Annotated in this window: 16 protein-coding genes; 9 read left to right on the top strand and 7 right to left on the bottom strand. The window is 41.4% G+C overall.

The features are described 5' to 3' along the window. Window positions 1-32: 32 nt before the first annotated feature. On the bottom strand, window positions 33-1,214 hold the full coding sequence (locus BLS28_RS27140) for a glycosyltransferase family 87 protein (protein WP_091175154.1): 1,182 nt from the start codon (window positions 1,212-1,214) through the stop codon (window positions 33-35). A 107-nt stretch (window positions 1,215-1,321) separates the two neighbouring features. On the opposite strand from BLS28_RS27140, the gene BLS28_RS27135 reads away from it, so the two are divergent. Together BLS28_RS27135 and BLS28_RS27130 are read left to right on the top strand one after the other, a co-directional pair. Further along, window positions 1,322-2,251 (top strand): Nif3-like dinuclear metal center hexameric protein, encoded by a 930-nt coding sequence (locus tag BLS28_RS27135; protein WP_091175151.1) that lies wholly within the window; start codon window positions 1,322-1,324, stop codon window positions 2,249-2,251. A gap of 329 nt (window positions 2,252-2,580) precedes the next feature. Continuing rightward, entirely contained in the window at window positions 2,581-3,441 is an 861-nt protein-coding gene (locus tag BLS28_RS27130) for an N-acetylglucosamine kinase (protein ID WP_091175149.1), read from the top strand. 207 nt (window positions 3,442-3,648) lie between these two features. Here the strand turns inward: BLS28_RS27130 and BLS28_RS27125 are convergent, their stop codons facing one another. Further along, entirely contained in the window at window positions 3,649-4,341 is a 693-nt protein-coding gene (locus tag BLS28_RS27125; protein ID WP_371328320.1) for an NUDIX hydrolase, read from the bottom strand. Window positions 4,342-4,470: 129 nt separating this feature from the next. Here BLS28_RS27125 and pfkA point away from each other — a divergent pair, with 129 nt between their 5' ends. From pfkA to BLS28_RS27100, 5 genes are all read left to right on the top strand, one after another. Beyond that, window positions 4,471-5,457: a 6-phosphofructokinase gene (gene pfkA, locus BLS28_RS27120; protein WP_091175145.1), complete on the top strand. Its 987-nt coding sequence runs from the start codon at window positions 4,471-4,473 to the stop codon at window positions 5,455-5,457. A 7-nt stretch (window positions 5,458-5,464) separates the two neighbouring features. After that, window positions 5,465-6,313 carry a hypothetical protein gene (locus BLS28_RS27115; RefSeq protein WP_091175142.1) on the top strand — a complete coding sequence of 283 codons (849 nt, stop codon included), beginning with the start codon at window positions 5,465-5,467 and terminating at the stop codon, window positions 6,311-6,313. A gap of 6 nt (window positions 6,314-6,319) precedes the next feature. Then, complete coding sequence (gene gap / locus BLS28_RS27110; RefSeq protein WP_091175140.1) at window positions 6,320-7,315, top strand: type I glyceraldehyde-3-phosphate dehydrogenase; 996 nt, start codon at window positions 6,320-6,322, stop codon at window positions 7,313-7,315. 102 nt (window positions 7,316-7,417) lie between these two features. After that, window positions 7,418-8,419: a hypothetical protein gene (locus tag BLS28_RS27105; RefSeq protein ID WP_143020889.1), complete on the top strand. Its 1,002-nt coding sequence runs from the start codon at window positions 7,418-7,420 to the stop codon at window positions 8,417-8,419. A gap of 4 nt (window positions 8,420-8,423) precedes the next feature. Beyond that, a complete protein-coding gene (locus tag BLS28_RS27100; RefSeq protein WP_091175134.1) occupies window positions 8,424-9,068 on the top strand; it encodes a hypothetical protein in 645 nt (214 codons plus the stop codon). 385 nt (window positions 9,069-9,453) lie between these two features. On the opposite strand, the gene BLS28_RS27095 is transcribed toward BLS28_RS27100, so the two are convergent. The 5 genes from BLS28_RS27095 to BLS28_RS27075 form a co-directional block, all read right to left on the bottom strand. After that, the gene (locus tag BLS28_RS27095; RefSeq protein ID WP_439822834.1) at window positions 9,454-10,716 is read right to left on the bottom strand and encodes a type IX secretion system plug protein; all 1,263 of its coding nucleotides are present in this window, start codon (window positions 10,714-10,716) and stop codon (window positions 9,454-9,456) included. Next, on the bottom strand, window positions 10,713-11,147 hold the full coding sequence (locus tag BLS28_RS27090) for a hypothetical protein (RefSeq protein ID WP_143020888.1): 435 nt from the start codon (window positions 11,145-11,147) through the stop codon (window positions 10,713-10,715). Before BLS28_RS27090 ends, BLS28_RS27095 begins: the two co-directional genes overlap by 4 nt. Window positions 11,148-11,274: 127 nt before the next feature. Beyond that, on the bottom strand, window positions 11,275-13,197 hold the full coding sequence (gene abc-f / locus BLS28_RS27085) for a ribosomal protection-like ABC-F family protein (protein WP_091175129.1): 1,923 nt from the start codon (window positions 13,195-13,197) through the stop codon (window positions 11,275-11,277). A gap of 240 nt (window positions 13,198-13,437) precedes the next feature. Continuing rightward, window positions 13,438-14,211 carry an SGNH/GDSL hydrolase family protein gene (locus BLS28_RS27080; RefSeq protein WP_091175127.1) on the bottom strand — a complete coding sequence of 258 codons (774 nt, stop codon included), beginning with the start codon at window positions 14,209-14,211 and terminating at the stop codon, window positions 13,438-13,440. 122 nt (window positions 14,212-14,333) lie between these two features. Beyond that, window positions 14,334-14,693: a cupin domain-containing protein gene (locus BLS28_RS27075; RefSeq protein WP_091175125.1), complete on the bottom strand. Its 360-nt coding sequence runs from the start codon at window positions 14,691-14,693 to the stop codon at window positions 14,334-14,336. A gap of 158 nt (window positions 14,694-14,851) precedes the next feature. Here BLS28_RS27075 and BLS28_RS27070 point away from each other — a divergent pair, with 158 nt between their 5' ends. Further along, window positions 14,852-15,349, top strand: a complete 498-nt coding sequence (locus BLS28_RS27070; protein ID WP_091175123.1) for a TspO/MBR family protein — start codon at window positions 14,852-14,854, stop codon at window positions 15,347-15,349. A 66-nt stretch (window positions 15,350-15,415) separates the two neighbouring features. Further along, the gene (locus BLS28_RS27065) at window positions 15,416-15,949 is read left to right on the top strand and encodes a hypothetical protein (RefSeq protein WP_091175120.1); all 534 of its coding nucleotides are present in this window, start codon (window positions 15,416-15,418) and stop codon (window positions 15,947-15,949) included. Window positions 15,950-16,092: the final 143 nt, after the last annotated feature.

Genomic DNA, 16,092 nt, shown 5'->3' with positions numbered 1-16,092 from the left:
TCATTCAAGACTGTTTTCAAACCGGTGATCCTCTAAACTGCTGCCTGGGTCAATACACCTTCCTTTTCATTAACAAAATCCCTGGTGAGCGTTTCATAAATTATTTTAAGCCAAATTAAAAAACAGGGTATCGATTTTAGTTTATAAGGAACGATATATTGGGTGCGGATAAAAGACGGAAAAAGATCTGAAGGGGAAAGACTTGTGATCAACAATGCTAAAACCAGCAAAAAAATCTCGAAGCCGGTTACCTGGCGGTTCAGATTCATAAACCAAACGGCAACTCCTACAAAAGCAATAATATAAGTTGATGACTCGGCCGAACTGCTGAATATCACAGCGAAGATCAATACCGATGAAAGGATCAGGCGCTGGTATTCCAAAACCTTATAAGCCTTAACGCGCAGGTACGACAAGCCAAACAACACCAGTGCAGGTCCTATTACGTACATATTCTTAAGATCCTGGAAATGAAACGCTCTCCGTATAAAACCAGTAACACAAATTTCCTGCATATATGATTGCTGGTTATCCGAATTTTTAATCACCAGGTCGGTATACCAGTCGTGATAAGTTTGTATAATAAACGAGGGAGATGAAATGGCCATAGGCAAAACAAACAACACTGCCGACCAGAAAATAAAGCTTAACACAAACTTTGGTTTATTTGTGGAGAAGAAAAAGAAGGCCAACCCAACTATACCGTAAAGCTTAATAAATGCGCCGAGGGCTATCATTAATGCAGCCCAAAAATCCTGTTCACGTTTTATAAAATTAAAACCTAATATAATCAACGCTGCTATCATCGGATTACTCTGCACATTGGCTGATGCTGTCATTAGTTCGTGGGCGCACAGTAAAAGCACAATAACATACTGGTCCTTTTTCAGCGGTAAAAGCTGGATAGCTTTAAACAGGATGAATGCATTAAACAACACCCATAAAATAACGCCTATACTATCTGGCAAAATAGCAAAAGGTGCCATGATTATTGAAAATACCGGCCCGTAATGGTTCAGGTCGTAATAATGCTCCGGCTGATAAGCGTATAGGTTATGCTGATGGATAGTATTTAAAAAATTGTATTTAAATATGGTATAATTGTTAAACCCCTGATGGGTTAAAACACCTTTAATTACCAGAAACAGACTTAGGCCAAACCATAAAGAATAAACAAAAGGTTTGTTGGTGATAAGCTTAGCAAGTTTTTGCACGGATTAGGGGTCTTTAAATTTATGCGAAGATATAAATATGTCACACAATTATTACAAATCTGAAATTAACTTGCCCTGTGTTATCTTTGAACAAACCCAATCATACCATGAATTCAAACCTCTCCCCCATTAATCATAATCCCGATCGCCGTAAGTTCATTACCCAGTTAAGTGCTTTAGCAGGCACCGCTGCGTTATTATCAACTTCGTTTACTGTAGATGCCATCACCTTCACTAACCCTGATGAACACATTACGGTAGGGCAAATCATTGATCTGTTTATGAAACAGGTGCCGGGCGCACCCTTCCCTAATACGGTTGACACCCTAAAATCAGGCAACCGCGATATTGTTGTTACCGGCATAGTTACCACCATGTTTGCAACCATAGGCATTATTGAAAAGGCCATTAGCTTAGGCGCTAACTTTATTATAGCCCACGAGCCAACTTTTTATAACCATGCCGATGAAACCACCTGGCTGGCTAATGATGATGTATTTCAGTACAAAAAACAACTGCTTGATAAACATAATATAGCCGTTTGGCGCAACCACGATACCATCCACAGTCTTAAACCCGATGGTGTTGGTATTGGGCTATTGAAACAGCTCGACTGGGTAAGCTATTACAAGCCGGAAACCGGAAACCTGTTAAGCATTCCATCTACCTCGTTAAGCTCCCTTATCGAAACACTGAAAAAGAAACTTAAAATAGAAAAGGTACGCTACATAGGCAATCCATCACAAAGCTGCCAAAAGGTGCTGCTGTTACCTGGAGCGGCCGGCGGTAAAAGACAGATCACCGAAATGAGCACCAAAAAGCCCGATGTACTGATTTGCGGCGAGATTTCGGAATGGGAAACCGCCGAATATGTAAGGGATGCCCAAGCCAAAGGCGATAAACTTTCATTAATTGTATTAGGGCATATTGCCAGCGAAGAACCCGGCTCCGAATTTATGATAGGCTGGCTAAAGCAAAACGTGCCAGGTATTAAAGCCACACACATTCATCCGGGCAATTCACTTGCGTTTCTGTAACGAGTTTGTAATACAAAATACACGTTTTAGCATTAATTAAAGCCAATATTTTGCTTAATAATGTAACATTGCGTACAATTGTAAATTACTCTGTTTTTAAATTGTACGGCGCACTGCTTATCTGTAAACTTTACATTTAAAAAAAAGGTATAGTTGACCTGATTAATTATTGATAACAATGGTATAAAAACACCATTTAAAGTTTAATTTATACAAAAAAGTAGCTATAACTTAAGTAAAAATCGCAATTTTCAATTTTTAAAATACTAAGTGTTTTTTTTACAATAAGTAAATCCTACTTTTAACCGATTTTTAAAAAAACAAAATTTATGATCATAATTGCTGACGGTGGCTCAACCAAAACAAATTGGTGCCTGGTTACCGAAGAGGGAAAAAAAGTTTACTTCAATACCGAGGGTTATAACCCATACTTTTCAAGTACAGAGTATATTATACAGTCACTGAACGAAAGCCTGCCAACCGATCTTGAAAAAAACCTGATCACAGAGGTAAATTACTATGGTGCCGGCTGTTCAACCCCCGAAATGCGCAAAATTGTTGAGGAAGCTATGAAAGTAGTTTTCACAGGCGCAAAAGTTAATATTGGTCATGACTTGCTTGCTGCTGCCCGTGCCCTGCTCGGCAACACCGAAGGCTTTGCTGCCATATTAGGTACCGGAACTAATACCTGCATTTATGATGGTAAAGAAGTTGTACACAATATTGATTCGGGCGCTTACATCCTGGGTGATGAAGGCAGCGGTTGCTACATTGGCAAAAAGCTGTTAACAGATTACCTGCGCGGATACATGCCTGAGCCTGTACGTGCCCTTTTCTGGGAAACTTATAAACTTACTCCTGATGATATCAACGAGCAGGTATACACCCAGCCCCGTGCTAACCGTTTTTGCGCAAGCTTCAGCAAATTTGTTTACGATAACAACGTACACATCGAATACTCACGCAACCTGGTGCGTACCTCGTTCGACGATTTTTTCCGCAACCTGGTAACCCACTACCCTGATTATCAAAAATACACTTTCAACTGCATCGGTTCGGTAGGTTATAACTTCCGTAACGTGCTGGAAGAGGTAGTTACTGAAAATGGCATGGTTGTTGGCAACATCATCCGCTCGCCTATAGATAATCTGGTGAAATACCATTTGGAATTAGCACCAAGCTCTTTGTAAGATTCAAGAAGTCAAGAGTCAAGACCTAAGACGTTACGATTTTAAAAAGAAAGGACCGGAAGATTTTCCGGTCCTTTCTTTTTAAAATCGACGCAATCGCGAACTGTACGGAGGCGCTTGCAAAAGCCCTCTATTACTTTCGTGCTTACTGAATCTTGACATCCTGTTTCTGTCTTAATTCCTGATTCTTGACGTCTTGCTTCTATCTTACACCAAATTCATCTCTCCCTGAAAAATCTTCCCGTATTTGCGTTTATCAAATTTGTAGAGCTTAGCGGCGCGGTACGATACACCTTTCTGCTTTTCATCAAGCTCCTTCAAAAAGCCATAGCTGAGCATCTTTTTGCGGAAATTGCGTTTATCAAGCTTCTTATCCAAAACAGCCTCATAAAGCGACTGCAGTTGAGTGAGCGTAAATTTTTCGGGCAACAGCTCAAATGCTATCGGCTGGTAGTGTAGCCGGCGCTTTATTTTATTGAATCCTGTTTTAAAGATCTCACTATGGTCAAACGCCAGTTTAGGTAGTTCGCTTACCGGGTGCCAGAACGCTTTTTTGGCATATTGGGTAACCGGTCGTAATTCCTTTTGCCCGTTTATGCGGATCAATGCATAGTAAGCAACCGTAATTACACGACCCTGGGGGTGGCGGTTCACTTCGCCAAAAGTATGAAACTGTTGCATGTGCAAATCGCGCAAACCCGTAAGTTCATACAGGATCCGCTCGGCAGCATCATCAATACTCTCGTCTTGCTCAACAATATAGCCAGGCAGTGCAAGCCAGTCTTTATATGGCTCCTCGTTTCGCTCAATAAGCAAAATTTTGAGCTCGCCGGCTTCAAAGCCGAATATCACGCAGTCAATCGAGAATACGGAATCAAACTTGGGTAACATTAGTTCCAAACTATTAGTGAGATTTAGTTAATAAGTTTAAATATATAGCCTTAATTCCTAATCCAAAAAAAAATAAATAAAATTTAATGGTGTAATCTACACACACTATCTTCGTAGCGTAAAATTAAGGAGCGAAAGATGCGTAAAATTTCAAAAATAGGGGTTTTAACTTCAGGTGGTGACGCCCCTGGAATGAACCCTTGTATACGTGCCGTTGTGAGGACCGCACTGTATAACGGGCTGGAAGTTGTAGGTATAAGGCAGGGTTATAAAGGCCTTATCGAAAACGATATGTATGAAATGGATAAACGCTCGGTAAGTAACATCCTTAATTTGGGTGGCACCATTTTAAAAACCGCGCGTTGCCTGCCTTTCAAAACCGACGAGGGCATGGAGATAGCATACCAAAACGCCAAAGCCCGTGGTATCGATGCCCTTGTGGTTATTGGCGGTGATGGTACTTTTACTGGTGCCCTGCGTTTTTCACGTAAGTATCCCGACATTGCAGTAATGGGCGTACCGGGTACAATTGATAATGACCTTTGCGGTTCAACCTATACCCTTGGTTTTGATACCGCTACCAATACGGTTATCCAGGCTATCGACAAAATCCGCGATACTGCCGATGCGCATGACCGCCTTTTCTTTATAGAGGTTATGGGCCGCGACTCGGGCGCTATTGCTTTACGTGCTGGTATATCATGCGGTGCCGAAGCTATTTTACTTCCTGAGCGCGCTACCGCTATTGATGATTTGATCGTAAACCTTAAAGAGGGCCACATGAACAAAAAATCATCAAGCATTGTAATTGTTGCCGAAGGTGATAAAAACGGCGGCGTTTATGATGTTGCAAAGGCTGTACAACAAGAAGTTAAAAATTACGACATAAAAGTTACTATCTTAGGCCACTTGCAACGTGGCGGTGCACCCTCAAGCTTTGACCGTATTTTGGGCAGCAGACTTGGCTTTGCAGCAGTTAATGCTTTGGTTGCCGGCGAATCACAAAAAATGGTAGGTTTGCAGGCCAATCAGATCATGATGACAGACCTGGAAGCAGCACTTAACCACCATGAGTTTAAGCTTGAAGAAGACCTTTTACAAATGATGGATATATTATCGATATAGATTATTAATGATTGCAGTTGTTTATAGCGGATCGTACTTTGCACATTGGAGGCTTACTGATAAGGGAAGAACTGTTGCTTCCTTTAAAACCAATGGCATAAATCCCTATTTTAACGACGAAAAACATATCCTTCAGCTTCTCAACAAAAACATCAATCTTATACACCATGCCGAAGTGATCAGACGCATCTACTTTTTTGGTGCGGGCGCCTCGTCAGACGAGCGGAAGAAGATAGTACATAGTGCTTTTTCAACCTTTTTCAAGTTCGGAAAAGTTTCTGTTGAGCATGACATTGCCGGGGCAGCGATAGCCTGCTGTAAAAACGAACCCGGCATTGTGAGCATTTGCGGCAGCGGCACCAATGCCGCTTGGTATGATGGAAGAAGAGTTTGGCCAAACAATTATGGCTTGGGTTATATCCTGGCCGATGAAGGCTCGGGCAACTGGCTGGGCAGGCAGCTCATCAAGGAATTCATGAACGATACCCTGCCTCTATCTATCCGTAAAAAGTTTATACACAAATACGATGCCGACCGTAAAAACCTGCTCGAAAAGGTTTACCGGCAAAAACAACCTGCTTTATTTTTAAGCTCATTTACCGATTTTTATCTCGATAATAAAAACGATCATCATCTGCAAAACGTCATAAAAAAAGGATTTAGCAAGCTAATTTCCACATATTTGTTACCTTTATATCAGCAACACCCGGGTACGTCTGTTCACTTTGCAGGCTCTGTTGCTTTTAATTTTCAGGAACACTTGTATGAAGCTGCCGCCGAAGCTGATCTGCAAATCACTAACATAATTAAAGAACCCATAAATAATTTATTAACCTACTATTCAAGTAAAAATTAAAAAATCATGAAAATAGGAATTAACGGTTTCGGCCGTATTGGCCGCCTGGCATTCAGGGCTGCAATTGAAAGACCAGACATTGAAGTTGTTGGTATTAATGACCTTGTTGAGCCAGATTACATGGCTTACATGTTAAAATACGATTCAACCCATGGTCAGTTCAATGGTACTATTGCTGTTGAAGGCGGTCATTTGGTTGTTAACGGTAAAACCATCCGCGTTACTGCCGAAAAAGACCCTGCTAACCTTAAATGGAATGAAGTAGGTGCTGAGGTTGTAATTGAATCAACCGGTTTGTTCTTAACTCAGGAAACTGCTCAAAAACACATCGACGCCGGTGCTAAAAAAGTAGTAATGAGCGCTCCTGCAAAAGATGATACCCCTACATTTGTTATGGGTGTTAACCACAAAGCTTTGAAAGCCGATCAAAACATCGTTTCAAACGCCTCATGTACTACCAACTGTTTAGCTCCTATCGCTAAAGTATTGGACGATAAATTTGGTATCGAAGAAGGTTTGATGACTACTGTACACGCTGTTACCGCAACTCAAAAAACAGTTGACGGCCCATCTGCAAAAGATTGGAGAGGTGGTCGTGGTGCTTACCAAAACATCATCCCTTCATCAACAGGTGCAGCTAAAGCGGTTGGTTTAGTTTTACCTCAGTTAAAAGGTAAATTAACAGGCATGAGCCTGCGCGTACCGGTTGCCGACGTATCTGTAGTTGACTTAACTGTACGTTTGAAAAACGGTGCTTCTTATGAAGCCATAAAAGCTGCAATGAAAGAAGCTTCTGAAGGCGAATTGAAAGGCATCCTTGGCTACACCGAAGACGAAGTAGTATCTGAAGACTTTAAAGGCGATTCACGCACTTCAATTTTCGACGCTAAAGCCGGTATCGGTCTGAATGAAAACTTCGTAAAAGTTGTTTCATGGTACGATAACGAGTGGGGTTACTCAAACAAACTGATTGACCTTGTTCAGGAAATTGGCAAATTATAATCGCTGATTTTATCAGATATAAAAACGCCCTTCGGTTAGCCGGAGGGCGTTTTTGTTTGTCTGAACCGAGATGTGGGGAGATTTTTTGGATAGGCAGGATTTTTGTCAGATTTTCTATCCGCTAGTGGGAGCGTGCTTGCCGGTAATTTATTAAAAATCAGCGCGAAAAATCTCGTAAATGAAATTGGAGAGACATGGCCACCTGAATTCGCTACAGACTCGCGGGGGGTAGAGGCGCGCGAATCAATCTTAAAGCTGGCTGGTATCGAAATTGCCGAACATTTCGATAACTATAAGAAAAAAGTCAACTCAGAATTGGAACGCTTATTAAGTTTAGAGAAGCCCAATACATTCTCCTCAGTAGGTTTACTGGGAATGCCTCGTCATAATCCTGAAGTGTTGGCGGAAGTTATGCAAATGGCTTATGATAGCTCGACGCCTGCAAGTGAAATAGCGGGTCTGATACATATCAGTTATCGAAATAGAAAGCTGATTGAATCTGAAGAATTTATATTGCGGGTAAAATATTACATTAATGTTACCAAAGTAAGGAAGTATGTAGCTGGTTTCGCCCCTATGGAGAACTATCAGGATTTCTGTACTGATGTAAAGGATAACTTTAATAAAGCATTAGCACAAATGGGAGAAAAGCTTGGCGGTGATTTTCGATCGATTGAGTATGAATTTTATATGCAGGGCTCCGCTGTCTGGAAGCGTTATCCTACGGATCCTTTTCCTGAAGGGGTCGATCCGAATGATTATACCGAATTACCGGCTCCGGGGGATGTGGAGTTCGCCATAATAATGGACAGCGAGAACTTTGACGCATTTATTAGAGAACTGGATAAATGCAAGGTAAAAGCCACTGGGAGACTGAAAGATAAAATTAAAACTACGATAAAGTATACTGAAAAGAATAACGAGATTGGAAATAGTTTTCTTAAGTATTTTAAAGTTGATGACACGGATGCTCTTTCCATGATTCAAAATGCAGGCTTCACCCATCTTACAGGTGTTGCATCTTCGAAAAAAATAGGTTTTAAAATTTTCAAATCGGGAACGATTGGTGCATTGGAACCTCTCATTCCTTTCAAATACAAATAATGTTATGGCAATTGAAATAAAATATAAAAATTCATTGGGCGTAGAAGTATCCGCTCAACAGGCTAACCTTTTACAAGGTGATTACAGTTCTGAACATTATGTCGACGATGTTTTACAAAAAATTGACATATATGAGAACGGAGAGTTAAGCACCGGAGAGTATTATTTGTCGGAGGGGGAAAATCTACAGAGCGTGCTTGCGGAATACCAGTCACTATGGAGGTCTGGAACGTTCTTCACCAATAAGCAACAAGTGGGAAATTATACTGTCATGAACTGGGGGCTCTATGAAAAAACAGAAAAGTTAGAAGAAGGGCGAAAGGTCTGGGATAACCAAGGTCGAATTATTGCTGAGGAACATGTTGATGCTGCAACACATCAGGTCCTATACACGGTTAAATATTTTTATTTAACAAACTTTGGAAGTTTTGCCTATACAGATAGGGTCCTTAACTACGGTACACTTGAGTTTACTTATGGTCTTAGTGAGCCAGATGAAATTACGGTATCGGTTAATTTGCCCGATTTCGATAATGAAATATATTATATAACGGAAGAGGAAAATATTTTAAATCATCCTCTTATAGCTCCTTTATTCTCATGGGATACTCAAACTTATTATCATTCTGATCAACTGTTGCCGATTTAGAAGTGGTGATCGTATCGCATCATTTATTTGAATGCGGGGAGGTTCAACGTTTGATAAATAATACTAAAAATACAGTTATGCCTACTTTAAATAAAGCGGTTACAAAGAGGTATTATCCAAGATTGTCCGAGCTAATGTCGATAGACGCGCTTCCAGAATTTCTGCATTTTGCAGAAACCCCCACTGGCGCGAGTATGCAGCGCTGACGAAAGCGTGGCGTACTCGTGACTTTTTTATTGTAAACGTATAACAGGATTTAGCAGTTAAACTCTAAACTTTTTTTAGGATGAGACAGCCTTCTCCTAAGCGGAAGCTTTTAATTCGCAAACGCTGTTAAGTTTGTTTTTTAAAGTCCGCTCCTTCGTAGAGAATTTAGGTGAGGCCATTATCTTTTTGTCACCAATTCCCTGAAACCCACCAGTTCATCCCAACGGGCTGCGGGGGGGCGATAATAGGTAAGCACCTGGTATTCGTTTTCGGTTTCAAAGTGACTGCCTTCAAAAGGGATATCATCTGCTTTGCCGGTTTTGGCATCCACCCAAACGTATTCATAGTCATAAACGCCTTGTTTTAGCAACATGTTTACGGTGTATCTCCCGTTATCAAGCGGGTGCAATTTGTTACTATCATCAAGGCGGTAGTTGTTGAACTGGCCTACCACATATGGCGCTCCGTCGTTAGGATTTTTATTGGTTGATAACGTGAAGTATACATGAGCATAGTCAGCATCGGTGGCTGGCGTGGTACCGTCGTTATTCAGGATGTAAAACTTGCCGTCGTTATCGTATTGAAAAATGTAGTTGGGCTTGTCGCGCACCGGGTCGCCAAGCAGTACAACAACGTTGGTAGAATCCTTATAAATTTTGGCTACCCTTTGCGAATTAAGCTTGAGCGTACGCGTATCAAACAGCCTGAACTCATTACGGCCAGGAAAATCATTAATGCTTACATCGTTATAAATTAACTGCGAACCACGGATATAGGTTGGCTGCCCGTTAAGCACTGTAGTTTCAGTACGGGCGTTTTGCATAATAAAAGTACGCAAAGCATAAGCCGGGTTCTGCACAACAAGCCCCGAATAATCAACCGTAAAGTTGATCTTCTGATTGGTTTGCCGTGTGGCATTATTGGGCGATGCTACCATATCAGCTGCGATAGATATCCTTTTGCCCAACACATACAACCTGCGGGTAAGCACCATTTTGTTTTGATCGCCATCTTCATAAACCTTCAGCACATAATTGCCCGATATTTTGGGAGCGATGTTATTGTTGGGCAGCGAAATTTCATAATGGGTATATTTTTGCATAGTACCGGTTGAATAGCTGTAGTTATACAACCGGTCATCAGTAAAGCTTTGCAGGTACTCGGCAGATGAAAGGTTTGACGAGTTCCAGTTGGCATCGCAATGCTCAATGGTATAATAGTAATTACGGCTGCCCCCGCGCAGGTCATCGAAAGTTAGCAGCACCCTTTCATCGGTCCCCAAATTAATAACCGGGAAAGAGCCCTGCTTCGCGGTATTATAAAACTCAACGCTTTTTATGGCTGAAGAGTAAACGTTGTTGTTATAGGGTGATTGAGCGAAGGTTTGTTGTATAAGCAAGGTAAAGATCACCATGCCTAAAAATATCTTTGTCAATTTCATTCCGGTTCAATATCTATTTTATCCCGCTGCAAATATTGTTTAACGTCAAAACTAAACAATGTGATTGATAATATTAAGAAGGGCGTAGCTGAACCCAGGCTAAACTCTGAAAGGCTATCGCCATTGAAAATATTATGCGTCAGAAAAAGCAGCGCTATCCACATAACAAAAAGCGCTATAAGCCGGGTAATTATGTGCTCTTTGTGAGTCGCAATAAATAACAAAAGCTGTCCTGTCAAAAGAATTAATGCGGATGCTAAAATTGAATTATCGTAATTATTTGATAAGCTAAACGACAATTTGTTTTCACTTGCAAAAGGAAACATTACTTCAAACAATATTATTGGCCCGACGCTATGCCCGGCACCAATTAAAATAAAACAACTGGATATTAATACAGCGATGGTAAGCCCACGATATTGATTGTCCATGTACTAATTTAGGTTTAACACGAATATAAAAAAGCCACTATCATAATGCAATAGCGGCTTTCATTCACGATACTTTACTCTACGCTTATCAAAGCCCTCTCCCTTTAGGGGAGGGTTTGGGTGGGGCTTACGATTCCAACTCCAAAATCTGCTCGGCCAGGGCTTCCCACTTGTCCTGCATTTGTTTCAGCTCGGTTTGTTTAGCGCTATAGGCAGCATTGGTTTGTTTTAGTTTGCCGTTATCGCTGTATATTTTTTCGTCGGCCAGCTGGGTTTCAAAGTGCTTTACCTCTTTTTCGAGGTCGGCGATCTGCTGCTCCATTTTGGCCAGGTCCTGGTTCAGTTTCTTTAATTGCTGATGCTTATTTTCGCCTTGCGGCTGTTTAACGGGCTCGGGCTTTTTCTCTTCTTTTTTGGGTTGAGGTGCAGGTGCAGCTGCTTTGGGTTCCAGTTTACGTTTGGCATACCATTCGTCAAATTCGGCATAAGTACCCGGATAAATTTTAATCTTTTGATCTTCTATAAACCAGATCTTGTTGGCTACGTTATCAAGGAAATACCTGTCGTGCGATACCACAATGAAAGTACCCTCGTACTGGTCAAGCGCCTGGATCAGGATATTAACCGACTGCATATCCAGGTGGTTGGTAGGCTCATCCAGTACCAGGAAATTAGCATCAGCGGTAAGCGCCTTAGCCAATGCTACACGTGATTTTTCACCACCCGATAATACCTTGATCTTCTTGAACACATCATCCCCGGTAAACAAAAACGAACCTAAAATGGTACGCAGCTCGGTATCTGTATGCTTAGGTGCAAATGATTGCAGTTCCTGCAATATCTGATTTTCGAGGTGTAAAGATTCCAGCTGGTGCTGGGCAAAAAACGTAGTAGTTACGTTATGGCCGGTGGTTACCGTACCAGTGTAATCTTTATCGGCAGATGCAATAATGCGCAACAGGGTTGATTTACCTTTACCGTTGGCACCGATGAGTGCAATTTTATCACCTTTTTCAATTACAGCTTCGGCGTGGTCAAGAATATCGATAGCAGGGTATTTTTTGGTGATATCCTCTAAAGTGATCACGTGCCTACCCGACTGTTTGCTGAAACGGAAAGCGAAGTTAACGGATGGATTATCGTCATCCACATCGTCAATACGCTCCATTTTATCCAGCATTTTGATGCGGGACTGCGCCATTTTAGCCTTAGAAGCTTTGGCACGGAAACGCTCGATCAAACGCTCTTCCTGTTTAATTTTTGATTGCTGATTTTTAAACTCGCCACGCTGAATTTCTTCACGCAGGGCTTTTTCTTCGAGATAGAAAGAATAATTACCTGCGTAAACGGTCAACTTGCCCTTCCTCGATTCAACCGTACGATTGATCACTTTATCCAGGAACCACCTGTCGTGCGATACGATGATGATAGCACCGGGGAATGATTTCAGGTAATCCTCCAGCCATTGGATAGACGGTAAGTCAAGGTGGTTGGTAGGCTCATCCAGCAGCAGGATATCAGGTGCTTGTAACAGGATCTTGGCCAGCATTACACGCATGCGCCAACCGCCCGAAAAGGTACTCAGCTTGCGTTTGCAATCCTCGTCGCTAAAACCCAAGCCGGCTAAAATCTCATGGGCTTTATATTCGATATTATAACCATCGAGCAATTCAAACTCGTGCTGCTTGTCGCTCAGTTTATTTAATAGTTCTTCGCTATAATCCGTTTCCAGCTTTTTGAGCAGGTTCTCGATCTCATCGTGCAGCTGGTTTTGGCGCTCAAAGGCTTCCATGGCCACGTGTACGATATTTTTATCAGATGAATAAGAAAGTAGATCCTGGTTAAGGTAACCCATGGTAAGGTCCTTAGCCATTGAAACAGTTCCGGAGGTAGGCTTATAGTCGCCTACAATAATTTTTAAAAGGGTAGTTTTACCAGTACCGTTGGCACCAATTAAACCAATTTTTTCACCGGGTTTAATATGCCAGTTGGCTTCATCATATAAGGCCCGCGCACCAATCTCGAACGTAAGGTTATTTATAGCAATCATTTACGCGCAAAGATACGCTTTTTTGAGGTGAAAGGCTAAAGGCGAAAGGTCTTTAAAAAGCGACAGACAAATAAAAAGGCCAAAGATACACCAAGCCGTATGCAAAGTTGTAGCTACCTTTAGCCTTTTACCTTTTATTTGCAAAGCTGAAGCTACCTTTCACCTTTAGCCTTTACCCCTTCACCTTTTATTTGCAAAGCCGCAGCTACCTTTTGCCTTTCACCTTTATCCTTTTACCTTCTAAAGAGCTCCAACCGCTTTCAACCATGTTTGTGCCATAAGGGCTTCGCCGGCTACGCTGGGGTGTACGCCATCAAGGTTCCAGTAAGTTGCCGGTGCTCTTTGCTCGGCTTTATCAAATGCCGATTGGTAAGGCACAAATACCGCGTCGAACTCAGCAGCGATATCCTTAGCAGCTTTGCGAAACGAATCAAACGTTGGGTACCATTTATCATCAACGGCCTTCACATTTTTTTCGGCAAAGGGTTCGCAAATCACCAGTTTAATATCGGGCAGGGCCTGTTTGGTACGTGTGAGCAGTGCGCGGTAATCAGTAATATAAGTATCTATTGTGCCTTTATAACCACCGGTAAGGGTATGCCAAAAGTCATTCACGCCTATGTGAATGCTCAATATGTTTGGTTTAAGGGCAAGACAATCGGTATCCCAGCGCTCGGCAAGCTGATATACTTTATTGCCGCTGATACCTTTATTGTAAATCTTCAAACCTTTATCAGCATGTTTAAGCAGCAATTGTGAAGCAGTTAGCAAGGCATAGCCCGAACCTAAAGCACTGGTAGTATTCGGTTCGGTTTTGCTATGGTCACGCCCCCAGTCGGTAATGGAGTCGCCCTGAAAAAGCACTACATCGCCCTGGTTAAAAGTTAGCTTTTTTGCAGGTTTTTCGGCAGCTAAAGCCGATGAAACAATTGATGGTATGCCCATAGCTGCAAGCGTGCCTACAGCAGTGGTTTTTAAAAAATGACGACGGTAGTTTTGTTTGGTATCTTTCATTTGAGGATTATAAAGGTATTTGTCGAAAATACTGATTTAGTGTAACTATTAAAATTTTGTTGGGTTCTGTATCAGTATTTGTAAAAGGAATATTACGTGCATCACTACTGCAGCAACGGTTCTTATTTATCAGCCACAAAATTTATCGGCTTTGCCGGATCAAAGGTAACATACACCCGTTTCCAGGGCTCATCATCCATCAACCGCCATTTGTGCGCAGTTCCCGTAGTATCCTGCGCTATCAGTATTTCGCCGGGCTCAAGTATAAATTTTTCGCCGGGATAGGTTTCAAATTCAAGCGTACCGGTAAGGGTTATCACGTACTGATTTGTAGGGGCATTATGGTAATCATAAAATGCATGCGGTTCCGATTCCTGAAACCTAAGCGCAAGGGCTTCATTAAGTGTCCCTAAATCAACCATCCCTTTTTGTATATGTGAATGACCGTCATCACCGGTATATAACCTGTAGGCTTTTATCATACAGGCTAAACTAACATTTAACTGTTAATACTACCTGCCCCTTGTGTATTTATTGCAAAACAGTTGCTTTATTGAGCATTAATGTTTATTTTATTTAGTTTTAAAGATTATTCATTCACAGTAAAACTTAGGCTTCCTTTAAGGGTTCAGATAATATTATGTCCGTAGCTGTATCTACCAAACGTTTTCAATTTTTCCCATACCTCATCAGTTTGCTGATTGTATTATTTATTGGTTTTGTTGCCTCACTGGTAACCCGGCCCGAAATTGCCGGCTGGTATAGCACACTCAAAAAGCCATCGTTTAACCCACCACCCTGGCTGTTTGCACCGGTATGGACTGCAATTTATATTATGATAGCGACCGCCGCTTATCTTGTATGGAAACACCGCAGCCGTAAGCCGGTTTACATTATTGCCCGTTCGATATACTTTATTCAGCTTATTTTAAATTTTTCGTGGTCGATAGTATTCTTTGGCATGCATCAAATAGCCGCAGCTGCGGTTGTAATCATTTTACTGTGGCTCAGTATTGTGGCAAACATTAACTGGTTTAATAAATTTAGCCGTACTGCTTCGTGGCTGCTTGTGCCCTATTTACTATGGGTAAGCTTTGCCAGCATACTTAACATGAGTATTTATTTCCTTAACCGATAGCTCATAAAAAACACTATTTTTATTGCAGATAATTGCAGCATCGATAAAGAATCTCTCTATCAAGCCATGAAAAAACTTTTACTTATTTTTTGCCTTATTACAGCGGCACACAGCTTTGCTTTTGCCGATAAAACCGCTATCAACAACTTTGTAGTTAAAGAAAACCCCTTTGCGGTTGACGAGGTAGCTGTAGTTGCAACCGATACGGCAGGCGTAATACAGGAAAATGTAAACGGCGTTTTCACCTTTGTAATGAATGGTTTTACCGAAGAACTTAAGTTTGACAAAGGCACTGCTTTTTACCGCCACAAGCTTGATCGTTCAACCTTCCTGTACGCCAAACACATGAACGATTCCGGCACACACGCCATACTATACTACATTTACAAGCACGACAGTAAACTAAGTCCATTCCATATCAGCTGGGTATTACTGATAGCTATCCCTCTTTTACTGGTGTTACTGGCCTATATGTTTAAACGGTTCATCATTATTGCTGTAGTAATATTTTGTATCTTCCTGTATTTCAACTACCACAACGGATTAAGTATCCCAACCTTTTTTGAAAGCATTATTGACGGGTTGAAGAATATGTTTTAGAAGGAAGGTAAAAGGTCAAAGGCGAAAGGTTAAAGTTTTTTTAGGGAGAGGTGAAAGCAAAACGAAAAGTAAAAGGTTTAAAAACAGATGCAAACGTAAAGCTGCAGCTACCTTTTGCCTTTCACCTTTATCCTTTTACCTAA

The organism is Mucilaginibacter gossypii, assembly GCF_900100945.1.
GTDB lineage: Bacteria > Bacteroidota > Bacteroidia > Sphingobacteriales > Sphingobacteriaceae > Mucilaginibacter > Mucilaginibacter gossypii.
Note: the sequence above shows the minus strand (reverse complement) of the source record. Positions and strands in the feature narration are given on the sequence as shown.

Excerpts from the sequence above, each read along its gene's own strand:
- BLS28_RS27135 (WP_091175151.1), top strand. The coding sequence starts at position 1,322 with ATGAATTCAAACCTCTCCCCCATTAATCATAATCCCGATCGCCGTAAG.
- abc-f (WP_091175129.1), bottom strand. The coding sequence starts at position 13,197 with ATGATTGCTATAAATAACCTTACGTTCGAGATTGGTGCGCGGGCCTTA.
- gap (WP_091175140.1), top strand. The coding sequence starts at position 6,320 with ATGAAAATAGGAATTAACGGTTTCGGCCGTATTGGCCGCCTGGCATTC.
- BLS28_RS27115 (WP_091175142.1), top strand. The coding sequence starts at position 5,465 with ATGATTGCAGTTGTTTATAGCGGATCGTACTTTGCACATTGGAGGCTT.
- BLS28_RS27065 (WP_091175120.1), top strand. The coding sequence starts at position 15,416 with ATGAAAAAACTTTTACTTATTTTTTGCCTTATTACAGCGGCACACAGC.
- BLS28_RS27130 (WP_091175149.1), top strand. The coding sequence starts at position 2,581 with ATGATCATAATTGCTGACGGTGGCTCAACCAAAACAAATTGGTGCCTG.
- pfkA (WP_091175145.1), top strand. The coding sequence starts at position 4,471 with ATGCGTAAAATTTCAAAAATAGGGGTTTTAACTTCAGGTGGTGACGCC.
- BLS28_RS27100 (WP_091175134.1), top strand. The coding sequence starts at position 8,424 with ATGGCAATTGAAATAAAATATAAAAATTCATTGGGCGTAGAAGTATCC.
- BLS28_RS27080 (WP_091175127.1), bottom strand. The coding sequence starts at position 14,211 with ATGAAAGATACCAAACAAAACTACCGTCGTCATTTTTTAAAAACCACT.
- BLS28_RS27095 (WP_439822834.1), bottom strand. The coding sequence starts at position 10,716 with ATGAAATTGACAAAGATATTTTTAGGCATGGTGATCTTTACCTTGCTT.
- BLS28_RS27090 (WP_143020888.1), bottom strand. The coding sequence starts at position 11,147 with ATGGACAATCAATATCGTGGGCTTACCATCGCTGTATTAATATCCAGT.
- BLS28_RS27070 (WP_091175123.1), top strand. The coding sequence starts at position 14,852 with ATGTCCGTAGCTGTATCTACCAAACGTTTTCAATTTTTCCCATACCTC.
- BLS28_RS27075 (WP_091175125.1), bottom strand. The coding sequence starts at position 14,693 with ATGATAAAAGCCTACAGGTTATATACCGGTGATGACGGTCATTCACAT.